The 12646-nt window shown below is 70.8% G+C and carries 10 protein-coding genes; 4 read left to right on the plus strand and 6 right to left on the minus strand.

Annotated elements, in window-relative coordinates:
* Positions 1-301: 301 nt before the first annotated feature.
* From ACFRCG_RS43425 to ACFRCG_RS43440, 4 genes are all read right to left on the minus strand, one after another.
* The gene (locus ACFRCG_RS43425) at positions 302-1507 is read right to left on the minus strand and encodes an amidohydrolase (RefSeq protein WP_380042132.1); all 1206 of its coding nucleotides are present in this window, start codon (positions 1505-1507) and stop codon (positions 302-304) included.
* Positions 1508-1691: 184 nt separating this feature from the next.
* A complete protein-coding gene (gene meaB, locus ACFRCG_RS43430) occupies positions 1692-2690 on the minus strand; it encodes a methylmalonyl Co-A mutase-associated GTPase MeaB (RefSeq protein ID WP_380042134.1) in 999 nt (332 codons plus the stop codon).
* Positions 2690-4906: a methylmalonyl-CoA mutase gene (gene scpA / locus ACFRCG_RS43435; RefSeq protein WP_380042136.1), complete on the minus strand. Its 2217-nt coding sequence runs from the start codon at positions 4904-4906 to the stop codon at positions 2690-2692. The genes meaB and scpA overlap by 1 nt, the downstream gene beginning before the upstream one ends.
* Positions 4903-6810 (minus strand): methylmalonyl-CoA mutase family protein, encoded by a 1908-nt coding sequence (locus ACFRCG_RS43440; protein WP_380042138.1) that lies wholly within the window; start codon positions 6808-6810, stop codon positions 4903-4905. Before ACFRCG_RS43440 ends, scpA begins: the two co-directional genes overlap by 4 nt.
* A gap of 396 nt (positions 6811-7206) precedes the next feature.
* Here ACFRCG_RS43440 and sdhC point away from each other — a divergent pair, with 396 nt between their 5' ends.
* Genes sdhC through ACFRCG_RS43460 form a run of 4 tightly spaced genes read left to right on the plus strand, consistent with a single transcriptional unit; the run spans position 7207 to position 10611 of the window.
* Positions 7207-7587, plus strand: a complete 381-nt coding sequence (gene sdhC / locus ACFRCG_RS43445; protein ID WP_078979260.1) for a succinate dehydrogenase, cytochrome b556 subunit — start codon at positions 7207-7209, stop codon at positions 7585-7587.
* A gap of 1 nt (position 7588) precedes the next feature.
* Entirely contained in the window at positions 7589-8035 is a 447-nt protein-coding gene (locus ACFRCG_RS43450; RefSeq protein ID WP_126637499.1) for a succinate dehydrogenase hydrophobic membrane anchor subunit, read from the plus strand.
* A 39-nt stretch (positions 8036-8074) separates the two neighbouring features.
* Positions 8075-9832, plus strand: coding sequence for a succinate dehydrogenase flavoprotein subunit (gene sdhA / locus ACFRCG_RS43455; RefSeq protein ID WP_380042140.1), 1758 nt, complete (start codon positions 8075-8077; stop codon positions 9830-9832).
* Complete coding sequence (locus tag ACFRCG_RS43460; RefSeq protein WP_371863005.1) at positions 9829-10611, plus strand: succinate dehydrogenase iron-sulfur subunit; 783 nt, start codon at positions 9829-9831, stop codon at positions 10609-10611. Before sdhA ends, ACFRCG_RS43460 begins: the two co-directional genes overlap by 4 nt.
* A 72-nt stretch (positions 10612-10683) precedes the next feature.
* Here ACFRCG_RS43460 and ACFRCG_RS43465 read toward each other — a convergent pair whose 3' ends face one another.
* Together ACFRCG_RS43465 and ACFRCG_RS43470 are read right to left on the minus strand one after the other, a co-directional pair.
* Complete coding sequence (locus tag ACFRCG_RS43465; RefSeq protein ID WP_380042142.1) at positions 10684-11736, minus strand: MazG family protein; 1053 nt, start codon at positions 11734-11736, stop codon at positions 10684-10686.
* 21 nt (positions 11737-11757) lie between these two features.
* Positions 11758-12474 (minus strand): SurA N-terminal domain-containing protein, encoded by a 717-nt coding sequence (locus tag ACFRCG_RS43470; protein WP_380042144.1) that lies wholly within the window; start codon positions 12472-12474, stop codon positions 11758-11760.
* Positions 12475-12646 lie beyond the last annotated feature (172 nt).

The raw sequence follows: 12646 nt of genomic DNA on the forward strand, positions 1-12646 counted from the left end.
TACCTAGTAAAAGAATATGAGCGACAAAAACCGTGAATCGCCACCGCAACACGCCCCGCTAGCCCGGCCGAGTCGACGAGGCCGGGACGGGTCGGCGCGGAACCGGGCAGTCCGCGACATGACAAGACGTGACCAGACGGAAAAGACCCGGTGCCGCACGAGGTCGAACGGCACCGGGTCGGAACATTACAGACTCACGAACGCGACAGGAACGGGGACCGGAGTCGCGATGGTTAACAGTTCCGCATACGTCCGTTGCGGACCCGACCGGCCGTGCGGGCGGCGCCGGGTCCGGTCGGGGTCAGCGGAAGGGGCGCAGCGCGAGCCCGGTGAAGAGCTCGACACCGATCCCGATCGCCCGCTCGTCGACGTCGAACTGCCCCTGGTGCAAGTCGTATACGGGATCTCCGACCGGTCGCACGCCGAGCCGGGTCAGCTCGCCGGGAACCCGTTCGAGGAACCACGAGAAGTCCTCGCCGCCGAGGCTCTGCTCGGTGCCCTCGACCGCGCTCGCGCCCAGCACGCCGGTGGCGACGGTGCGCATCGAGGCGACCGCGTCGGGGTCGTTGACCACCGGCGGCACGCCGCGGTGGTGCTCCAGCTCCCACTTCGCGCCGTAGGTCGAGGCGATCACGTCCACCAGCTCGTGCATCAGGTCCGGGGCCTGCCGCCACGCCTCCAGGTCCAGGCAGCGCAGGGTGCCCTCCAGCTCGCCGTGCTGCGGGATCACGTTCGGCGCGGAGCCGGACTCGATCCGCCCCCACACCAGGCTCGCGCCCGAGCGCGGGTCGATCCGGCGCGAGAACGCCGAGGGCAGCTCCGCGGCGAGCTTGGCGAGCGCGGTGACCAGGTCGGTGGTGCGGTGCGGGCGGGCGGTGTGACCACCGGCACCCGTGAGCGTGATCACCACCCGGTCGCAGGCCGAGGTGATCGCCCCGGAGCGCAGGCCGACCCGGCCGACCTCCACCTTGGGGTCGCAGTGGATCGCGTGGATCTCCGAGACGCCGGCCAGCCCGCCGGCCTTGATCACGTCGAGCGCGCCGCCCGGCAGCTTCTCCTCGGCCGGCTGGAAGATCAGCCGGACCGGGCGCGGCAGCAGTCCCTCGCGGGCGAACTCGGCCAGCACCAGAGCGGTGCCGAGCACGATCGAGGTGTGCACGTCGTGTCCGCAGGCGTGCGCGCGGCCCGGCACGGTCGAGCGGTACGGCACTTCCTTGACGTCGTCGACCGGCAGCGCGTCGATGTCGCCGCGGAACGCGATCAGACCCTCGTCGGTGCGACCGCCGGGTGAGGCACGCTCGGGTCTGATGTCGCACACCAGGCCCGTCCCGGGCAGCAGTCGCGGGCGCAGACCCGCGCGCACCAGCCGTTCCCGGACGAGCCCGGTGGTACGGAACTCCTCCCGACCCAGCTCTGGGTGCATGTGCAGATCGCGCCGAAACGCGATCAACTCGTCGGCGAAAGCCGCGGCCTTGCCGGCGGCCTGGGCGTGGAGGGAGTCGCTCACCCACGCAAGGGTACGTTGCATTGGTCTTCGCGACGTGGTAGGGAGCGAATTACCCCCGTTCGGGTGAGAAAAAAGCCTCCCGCCGGCGCATGCGCTACGGCCGGTAGGGGTATGACTTACCGCTCGTTCCCACATTGGAACACTTCTGCCCACTCGCGCCGCTATAAACCAAGCGCCCGATTGCTCAGGACTCCCCTTGCCGCCCATGGAACGCGTCCAGGATGCGAGACGCGGCAAGCGTCGCGGTGAGATGGCCGGCCCGGACGTCGCGTTCGAGGGCGGGCACGATAGCCCGTACCGAGGGGTGCTCGCGCAACTCGGCGAGGAGCGCGTCGTGCACCGTCGCCCAGGTCCAGTCGACCTGCTGGCGGCGACGCAATTCGGCCAACTCGCCGGTGGCCTCCAGGGTTCGCCGGTGTTTGAGGACGGTGTCCCAGACCTCGTCCAGCCCCTCCCCGGACAACCCGGAACAGGTCAGCACCGGCGTCGTCCACGACTCCCCGGCCCGGCGCATCAGCCGTAGCGCGCCCGCGAGTTCGCGGGCGGCCCGGCGCGCGGCCAGGGCGTAGTCGCCGTCCGCCTTGTTCACCGCGACCACGTCGGCCAGTTCCAGGACGCCCTTCTTGATGCCCTGGAGCTGATCGCCGGTGCGGGCCAGGGTCAGGAACAGGAAGCAGTCGACCATGTTCGCCACGGTCGTCTCGGACTGACCCACGCCGACCGTCTCGACCAGGACCACGTCGTAGCCGGCCGCCTCCATCAGCACGATCGACTCGCGGGTGGCCCGGGCCACCCCGCCGAGCGTGCCGGCGGTCGGCGAGGGCCGTACGAACGCGTGGTCGTCCACCGCGAGCCGGCCCATCCGGGTCTTGTCGCCCAGGATGCTGCCACCGTGCCGGGAGGAGGACGGGTCGACGGCGAGCACCGCGACCCGATGGCCCGCGCCGGTCAGCCGGGTGCCCAGCGTCTCGATGAAGGTGGACTTGCCCACGCCCGGCACGCCGGTGATGCCCACCCGGTGGGCACCGCCGGCGTGCGGCAGCAACTTGACCAGCAACTCCTGCGCCAGGTCGCGGTGGTCGGCCCGGGTGGACTCGACCAGCGTGACCGCCCGGGCCAGGATCGTGCGATTGCCCGCGAGCACGCCCTCGGCGTACGCGCCGACGTCGATCACCCGTGCCATCAGTCGACCGGCAGCTCGTGGTCCAACTGCCGGTACAGGCCCCGGAGCAGGTCCACCGCGGCGTCCGCGATCACCGTGCCGGGCGGGAAGACGGCGGTGGCGCCCATGTCGAGCAGCGGTTGCACGTCGGCGGGCGGGATCACCCCGCCGACCACGACCATGATCTCCTCGGCGTCCAGCGCGGCCAGCTCCCGGCGCAGGGCCGGCACCAGGGTGAGGTGACCGGCCGCGAGCGAGGACACGCCGACCACGTGCACGTCCGCCTCGACCGCCTGTCGGGCCACCTCGCCCGGCGTCTGGAACAGCGCGCCCACGTCCACGTCGAAGCCGAGGTCGGCGAACGCGGTGGCGATCACCTTCTGCCCCCGGTCGTGCCCGTCCTGGCCCATCTTGGCCACCAGGATGCGCGGCCGGCGACCCTCCAGCTCCTCGAACCGGGCGACCAGCCCGCGGGCGGTCTCCACGTTGGCCGACATGCCCACCTCTTCCCGGTAGACCCCGGTCAGCGTGCGGATCTGCGCCTGGTGCCGGCCGTACGCCGACTCCAGCGCGTCGGAGATCTCGCCGACGGTGGCCTTGGCCCGGGCCGCGTCCACCGCGAGCGCGAGCAGGTTGTGTTCGAGATCACGCGGTCGGGTGCCCTCGACGTCCGCCTGCGCGGCGCCGGAGAGCGCGGCCAGCGCCCGGCGCACCGCGTCGTCGTCGCGCTCCTCGCGCAGTCGGCGCAACTTCTCCAGCTGGCCCTCGCGCACCGCGTTGTTGTCGATCTTGAGCACGTCGATCGCCTCGTCGCTGGCGACCAGGTACTTGTTGACGCCGATCACCGACTGCCGGCCCGAGTCGATCCGGGCCTGGGTGCGCGCCGCCGCCTCCTCGATCCGCAGCTTGGGCAGGCCCTCGGCGATCGCCGACGCCATGCCGCCCGCCCGCTCGGCCTCGGCGATGTGCTCCCGGGCGCGTACCGCGAGGTCGTGGGTGAGGCGTTCGATGTAGGCCGAGCCGCCCCAGGGGTCGATCACGTCGCACGTGCCCGACTCCTGCTGGAGCAGCAGTTGGGTGTTGCGCGCGATCCGGGCGGAGAAGTCGGTCGGCAGCGCCAGCGCCTCGTCGAGCGCGTTGGTGTGCAGCGACTGGGTGTGGCCCTGGGTCGAGGCCATCGCCTCCAGGCAGGTGCGCACCACGTTGTTGAACACGTCCTGGGCGGTCAGCGACCAGCCCGAGGTCTGCGAGTGGGTGCGCAGCGAGAAGGACTTGGGGTTCTTCGCGCCGAACGACTTGACGATGTCGGCCCACAGCAGGCGCGCCGCGCGCAGCTTGGCGACCTCCATGAAGAAGTTCATCCCGATCGCCCAGAAGAACGACAGGCGCGGCGCGAACGCGTCGATGTCCAGGCCCGCCTCGACGCCCGCGCGCAGGTACTCGATGCCGTCCGCGAGCGTGTAGGCCAGCTCCAGGTCGGCCGTGGCCCCGGCCTCCTGGATGTGGTAGCCGGAGATGGAGATCGAGTTGAACTTCGGCATCTTCTGCGAGGTGTACGCGAAGATGTCGGAGATGATCGACATCGAGGGCTTGGGCGGATAGATGTAGGTGTTGCGGACCATGAACTCCTTGAGGACGTCGTTTTGGATCGTCCCCGTGAGCTGTTCCGGTGCCACCCCCTGCTCCTCCGCCGCGACGATGTAGAGCGCGAGCACGGGCAGCACCGCGCCGTTCATCGTCATCGACACCGACATCCGGTCCAGCGGGATGCCGTCGAAGAGCTGGCGCATGTCGTAGATCGAGTCGATCGCCACGCCCGCCATGCCGACGTCGCCGGTCACGCGCGGGTGGTCCGAGTCGTAGCCCCGGTGGGTGGCCAGGTCGAACGCGATCGACAGGCCCTTTTGGCCCGCCGCGAGGTTGCGCCGGTAGAAGGCGTTGGACTCCTCGGCGGTGGAGAAGCCCGCGTACTGGCGGATCGTCCACGGCTGGTTGACGTACATCGTCGGGTACGGCCCGCGCAGGAACGGCGTGATGCCCGGGTAGGTGCCCAGGAAGTCGAGCCCTTCCAGGTCCTCGTCGGTGTACAGCGCCTTGAGCGGGATGCCCTCGGGGGTGTCGTGGGTCAGCGCGTCGGCGTCCTTGCCGGTCTCCTCGCGCACCGCCTCGCGCCACGCGTCGAGGTCGCCGGACGCGGGCGCGTCGAGCTCGACCTGGGTGAAGTCGGGAATGCTCATTTCGCCCCCTCCGGGGTCGGCGAGAGGTTGTCGTACGTGGTGTGCAGCACGTCGAGCGCGTCGCATCCGCTGTACACGTACCCGTCCACGTCGGCGCCGTGCGCCTTTTGCCCCGCGAGCAGGATCCGGCCCGCTCCGGCGGCGCGCAGCGCGGCGGCGACCGGGGCCGCGAGCGTGGCGTAGAGCTTCTCCGAGGAGGTCAGCACCACGGTCGCCGGGCGGCCCGCGTCGATCCAGCGCGCGACGATCGCCTCGGCGGCGCTCTCGTCACCCTCGGTGGTACCCGCCTCCACGGTGGCGATGCCGCCCGCCGCGAACAGGTTGGCGGCGAAGCCGGCCCGCGCGGTGTACTGCGCGAGCGGTCCCAGGGTGGCGAGGAAGACGGTCGGCCGGGCGCCGGTGGCGGCGAGCAGGGCGTCGGAGCGGTCGCGCAGCGCCTCGTACGCCTCGGCGTAGCGCACCCGGGGCAGTCCGGCGGCGGAGACCGGGATCTCGGGCGCGGGTTCGCGCACGACGGGAGCCTCGGTCAGGTTCGGGAATTCGCTGACCCCGGTGATCGGGTCGGTCCGGGTCGCGATCGCCCGGTCCCGCTCGGCGCGCACCTCGGCGAGGCGCTCGGCGAGCCATCCCGAGTCGAGCACCGCGACGATGCCGCCCCGCCGCTCGATCTCCTGGAAGAACGCCCATCCGGCTCGGGCGAGGTCGTCGGTGAGTTGTTCGACGAACCACGAGCCGCCCGCCGGGTCGATCACCTGTGCGAGGTGCGACTCCTCCAGGAGCAGTGCCTGGGTGTTGCGGGCGATGCGCCGGGAGAACGTGTCGGGCAGCCCGATCGCGGCGTCGAAGGAGCGCACGGTGACCGCGTCGGCGCCGCCGACGCCGGCCGCGAAGGAGGCGACCGTGGTGCGCAGCATGTTGACCCACGGGTCGCGCCGGGTGGTCATCGCCCACGAGGTCAGCGCGTGCTGGTGCTGGGCGCCGGCCGCGGGCGACGCGCCGGACGCCTGGGCCACCCGGGCCCAGAGCCGGCGTGCGGCGCGCAGTTTGGCGATGGTGGGGAACTGTTCGGCGGTGGCGGCGAAGCGGAACTCGATCAGTCCGAGGGCGGTGTCCACGTCGAGTCCGGCGGCGGTGAGCGCGCGCAGGTAGGCGACGCCGGCGGCGGTGGCCGCGCCGAGTTCCTGCCCGTCCGAGCCGCCCGCCTCGTGATACGGCTGTCCGTCGGCGACGATCGCCCGGATCCCGGCGAACTCCGCGTGGGCGCGCGCCGCGAGCCGCGCGGCGGCGGGCAGGTCGGCCCCCGAACCGGTGCGCGCGTGCGAGGAGATCGGGTCGGCGCCGAGGTTGCCGCGCAGTTCGGCGGGCGCCACGCCGCTCGTCCGGAACACCGCCAGCAGGGCGTCGGCGGCCGGAACGAAGTCGGCGCCGGTGGCCAGGGCCACCGGCGCCAGGTCGAGCAGCACGCCGTCGAGCGCGCGGGCCAGGTCGCCCGGGGCCAGCGCGTCGTCGCCGACGTACAGGAAGACGGAGGTGACCCCGTTCTCCAGGTCCGCGAGCACGCTCTCGTTGGCCCGCGCCGGATCGGTGTCCGCGTGCGCCTGGCGTACGTCCCAGCCGTCGGCCGCGTGACCGGCCGCGCGCGAGCCCCGGACGAACGGGCTCAGTCCGGGCAGGCCCGGCCGCGCCGCGGCCTCGGTGTAGAGCGGGGACAGCGTGATGCCGTCGTAGGTGGTGGTCGCGAGCAGGTCTTCGGGGCGCTCGGGCGTGTCGTTCTCGCCCAGCACCTTCGATTTGCGGAGCACGCCGGCCACGAGGCGCTGCCATTGGTCCCGCGTGGGTTGCGGGAATTGGCCAGCGAAGGTGGATCCGGTAGACGTGCCGCCATCGACAGTAGCCTCCGTCATGCGTCGCATCGTAGGGACCGAGGCGGCGGATGAATACGTACGACTGATGTGATGTCAGCCCTACCGGCGGGTCACCTCACCGACCTGCGCGTTCGCGCTTGCGGTGATCTTTCGTCCGGGCGTGGCCCGCTTTCCCCCATACGAGTGCTGACGGACCGTCAGGAAATGGGCGACCCGCTACGCGCACGTCACCCGGATGGTTCCACTCCGCCATGCGGAATGGATCACATCGCGCGCCCTGGCACAAGAGGGCCCCCGATCGGTGGCTACCATGGCCGGGGCCGGGCGACCGATACCCGGCCGGGCCGACCGACAACCAGAGGGTCCGACACCGAACGCGGACACCCTCCCAGCCGGCCGTGTCCCCTCATGTACCGCACCCGGAGGGTAGTTTCCGTGCCGGCTGGAACGCTCTACCGCGGCCGGGAAGGCATGTGGTCCTGGGTGGCTCATCGAGTCACCGGCGTCCTCATCTTCTTCTTCCTGTTCGCGCACGTCCTCGACACCGCACTCGTTCGCGTATCCCCCGAGGCGTACGACGAGACGATCGACATCTACAAGAACCCGTTCGTCAACCTGCTCGAATACGGGCTCGTCGCGGCCATCCTGTTCCACGCGCTCAATGGTCTGCGGATCATCGCGGTGGACTTCTGGGAGAAGGGCCCGCGCTACCAGAAGCAGATGCTCTGGACGGTCGTCGGCGTCTGGGTCGTGTTGATGGCCGGCAGTGCCTACCCGATCCTGCAGCACTCGATCAAGACCATCTTCGGGAGCTGAAGTGTCCGCCACCATCGAAAACGCACCCAAGATCCACGGCGGCGGACCGTCGATCGAGTCGCCGCGCAGCAAGCGTTCGCCGCGTTCGACCAAGACCAACTTCGAGCTGTACGGCTGGCTGTTCATGCGGCTGTCCGGCGTGCTCCTGGTCGTCCTGGTCCTGGGCCACCTGCTCATCCAGCTCGTCCTGGACGGTGGCGTGTCCAAGATCGGCTTCGCGTTCGTCGCGGGCCGCTGGGCGTCGCCGTTCTGGCAGTCGTGGGACCTCATCATGCTGTGGCTCGCCGAGCTGCACGGTGTCAACGGTCTGCGCACGATCATCAACGACTACGCGGAGCGGGATCAGACCCGGTTCTGGCTCAAGGCGCTGCTGTACACGTCCGCGCTGATCGTGCTTTTCCTGGGGACGCTGGTGATCTTCACCTTCGACCCCAACATCGGCAACTGACCGCGGCCGATCCCAGCACCCGAGGACTGAACGAGCATCATGCAGACCCACAAGTACGACACCGTCATCGTCGGCGCGGGCGGCGCCGGCATGCGCGCGGCCCTGGAGTCGAGCAAGCGCAGCCGTACCGCCGTACTGACCAAGCTGTACCCCACGCGTTCGCACACCGGCGCCGCGCAGGGCGGCATGTGTGCCGCCCTCGCCAACGTCGAGGAGGACAACTGGGAGTGGCACACGTTCGACACGGTCAAGGGTGGTGACTACCTCACCGACCAGGACGCCGCGGAGATCATGTGCAAGGAGGCGATCGACGCCGTCCTGGACCTGGAGAAGATGGGCCTCCCCTTCTCCCGGACCCCCGAGGGCCGGATCGACCAGCGCCGCTTCGGCGGGCACACCCGCGACCACGGCAAGGCGGCCGTGCGCCGCTCCTGCTACGCGGCGGACCGCACCGGCCACATGATCCTCCAGACGCTGTTCCAGAACTGCGTCAAGCAGAACGTCGAGTTCTACAACGAGTTCTACGTCCTGGACCTGCTCCTGGCCGAGGACGAGGCGGGCAACAAGTCCACCTCGGGCGTGGTCGCGTACGAGCTGGCCACCGGCGAGATCCACGTCTTCCAGGCCAAGTCGGTGATCTTCGCGACCGGCGGCTTCGGCAAGGTCTTCAAGACCACCTCGAACGCGCACACCCTCACCGGCGACGGCATGGGCATCGCGTGGCGCCGGGGACTGCCGCTGGAGGACATGGAGTTCTACCAGTTCCACCCGACCGGTCTCGCGGGCCTGGGCATCCTGCTCACCGAGGGCGCCCGCGGTGAGGGCGGCATCCTGCGCAACGCGGACGGCGAGCGCTTCATGGAGCGCTACGCGCCGACCATCAAGGACCTCGCGCCGCGCGACATCGTCGCGCGCTCGATGGTCCTGGAGGTGCTGGAGGGTCGCGGCGCCGGTCCGAACAAGGACTACGTCTACCTCGACCTGACCCACCTGCCGGCGGAGCAGATCGAGGAGAAGCTGCCGGACATCACCGAGTTCGCGCGCACCTACCTGGGCGTCGAGCCGACCACCGAGCTGGTCCCGGTGTACCCGACCGCGCACTACGCGATGGGCGGCATCCCGACCAACGTCGAGGCCGAGGTGCTGTCGGACAACACCACAGTGGTCCCGGGTCTGTACGCGGCCGGCGAGGTCGCCTGCGTGTCCGTGCACGGCTCGAACCGGCTCGGCACCAACTCGCTGCTCGACATCAACGTGTTCGGCCGGCGTGCGGGCATCGCCGCCGCCGAGTACGCGAGCACGCACGACTTCGTCGAGCTGCCCGAGGCCCCCGAGACCACGGTCGTCGAGCTGATCGAGCGGCTGCGCGACAGCTCGGGCACCGAGCGGGTGGGCCAGATCCGCGCCGAGATGCAGGAGACGATGGACGCCAACGCCGGCGTCTACCGCACCGAGGAGACGCTGAAGCAGGCGCTCTCCGACATCAAGGGCCTGCAGAAGCGCTACCTCGACGTCTCCATCCAGGACAAGGGCAAGCGGTACAACACCGACCTGCTCGAGGCGATCGAGCTGGGCTTTTTGCTCGACCTCGCCGAGGTCCTGGTCGTCGGCGCGCAAAACCGCAAGGAGTCGCGCGGCGGCCACGCCCGCGAGGACTTCCAGGCGCGCGACGACGAGAACTACATGAAGCACACGATGGCGTACCGCGAGGTCGACGCGAAGGGCGAGCACTCGATCCGCCTGGGCTACAAGCCGGTCGTGGTCACCCGCTACCAGCCGATGGAGCGTAAGTACTGATGACTGCCGTAGTGGAAGAGACCGCGCCCGGCACCGGGCACGGCAGCACGGCCGCCGAGCGCGACCACACGCCGATCGTGATCACGCTGCGGATCCGCCGGTTCAACCCGGAGACCGACGCGGAGCCGTACTGGCAGGACTTCAAGGTCGAGGCCGACCCGACCGAGCGCATCCTGACCGCCATGATGAAGATCAAGGCGGAGCAGGACGGCTCGCTCACCTTCCGCCGCTCCTGCGCGCACGGCATCTGCGGCTCGGACGCGATGCGGATCAACGGGCGCAACCGGCTGGCCTGCAAGACCCTGGTCAAGGACCTGGACATGGCCAAGCCGATCACGGTCGAGGCGATCAAGGGCCTGAAGCTGGAGAAGGACCTCGTCGTCGACATGGACCCGTTCATGCAGGCGTACAAGGACGTGATGCCGTTCCTGATCACGTCGGGCAACGAGCCGACGCGCGAGCGGCTGCAGTCGCCCGAGGACCGCGAGCGGTTCGACGACACCACCAAGTGCATCCTGTGCGCGGCGTGCACCACGTCGTGCCCGGTGTTCTGGAGCGACGGGCAGTACTTCGGCCCGGCCGCGATCGTCAACGCGCACCGGTTCATCTTCGACTCGCGGGACGAGGGCGCCGAGGAGCGCCTGGAGATCCTGAACGAGAAGGAGGGCGTGTGGCGCTGCCGCACGACCTTCAACTGCACCGAGGCGTGCCCGCGTGGCATCGAGGTCACCAAGGCGATCCAGGAGGTCAAGCGCGCGCTGATCTTCCGCCGCGTGTGATCGATCCGCACCGACGAGGGCCCGGAACCGTGCTTCGGTTCCGGGCCCTCGGGCGTTCGTGGTCGGCGCGCGTCAGCCCGCTTCGGCCGCCCGGACCCGCTCGCCGTGGCGCAGGGTCGCGGCCCGCAGCGCGGTCTCGGCGTCGACGCCCTGACGGGCGGCCAGTTCGGTGACGGCCAGCAGCAGGTCGCCGATCGCCTCGGGACCGGCGTAGTCGTCGGCGTCGACGGCGGGCGGGAGCGCGGGGGTGGGTACGGTCAGGCCCGCCTTGCCGGTGCGGGACAGGAACTTCGCCGCCAGCGCCAGGGCCGGCTGGCTCATCGCGATGCCGTCGAGGGCCGATGCGCGATGCGACTTCTCCGCGGCCTTGAGCGCGTCCCAGTTGGCCTCGACCGCCTCCGGGGTGTCGGCCTCCACGTCGGCGAACACGTGCGGGTGGCGGCTGATCAGCTTGTCCACGATGCCGCCGGCCACGTCGTCGATCCCGAACGGGTCGGCCTCGTCCTCCTCGGCGACCCGGGCGTGGAAGAACACCTGCATCAGCACGTCGCCCAGTTCCTCGCGCAGGTGCTCCCGGTCCCCCGAGTCGATCGCGTCGACCAGCTCGTAGGTCTCCTCGACCAGGTAGCGGGCCAGCGACTCGTGGGTCTGCTTGGCGTCCCACGGGCAGCCGCCGGGCGAGCGCAGCCGGTCCATCACCGCGACCAGGTCGAGCAGGCGCGCGCCCGGCAGGTCCCAGGCGCCGGGCAGCAGTTCGATCTCCGGGACCGGCTCGCCGCCCTCCTCGCCCGCCGCGACCCGGGCGAGGGCCTGGCCCAGGCCGGGGTCGTCGTCGGTCGCCGCGAGCCAGACGACCAGGCCCGTGCGGGCCCGGTCGAGCAGGTGTCGGGCGAGCGCGGGCGGGCCCGCGTCGAGGTCGGCGATGTCGACCTCGACGCCCGCCTCGCGCAGATACGGCAGCTGGGGGTGGTCGGCGTCGGCGGTCAGCACGCACCCGGTCGGCGTGCCGGCCGCCTCGCGCAACGTGCGCCACGCGGGCCAGCTCAGCAGGCCGGGGGCGACCCGGTGGGTGCCGGCGAGCAGGACGAGGCGGGCGGGCGGCGCGGCGGTAGGCGAATCACTCACGCGGCCAGCCTACGGTCCGGCTCAGGTGCCGCTCGCCGCCCCGGGCGGGGCGTCCACGGAACCGGCCGCGGGCTGGGTGCCCGGGGCCAGCCACGAGTAGGTCGCGGCGGTGGTGGTCAGCTTCGCCGAGTCCCAGGTGCCGTACCTCGGGTTCACCTTGATCTTCATCGAGGCCGCCACGTCGCCCAGGTAGGCGTCCAACTGCGCCTGGCCGTCGGCGGTGCCCAGGTCGATCCCGCGCACCCGGGCGATCTCCCCCTTCAGCGCCTCGGTCCGGACGAAGTCGTCCACCTCGGCGGGCAGCACACCGATCCGCACCAGGCGGGCCTCCAGGTTCTGCGGGCCGCCGAGCCGGGCCTCCAGCGTGCGGCGGGCCTGGAGCACCTGGGTCGCGTTCAGGGCGACGTGGTTGCGCCCGGCCGCCTCGGCGATCACCCGACGCGAGATCAGCTGGACCAACTCGGCCTGATTGGCCTCCAGTTGGGCGCCGGTGCCGTTGAGCGGCAGGTTCTGCCGGGAGAACGCCTGCTCCAGCTTGTCGACCTTGGCGTTGAGGGTCGAGATCTCGATGCGCTCCCCGCCGACCATGGCGGCCGCGCCCGCCTTGGATTCCGAGCAGCCGGAGAGCGCGAAGCCGGTGACCAGCACCAGCCCCACCGCGGCCACCCGGGCCCGGGACGCGGCCCGCCGCCGGCGGTGCGCGGAATCGACAGGGACGGAACGCGACGTGCGACTCACACGAACTCCCAATGCTCGATGGCGCTGTACGGCGGTACGACTGTCGGCCACGGCGGACCGCGACCCATGACCAACGATCAAAGATACGGGTGGGCACGCCCGAAGTCCGCACATTCGCCAAGATCATCCGCGCCGGCCGACAACCCGTCGCGGCTTTCGGACCGGCGACGAC

Origin of the sequence: Embleya sp. NPDC056575, from assembly GCF_042793325.1 — a bacterium.
Lineage (GTDB): Bacteria > Actinomycetota > Actinomycetes > Streptomycetales > Streptomycetaceae > Embleya.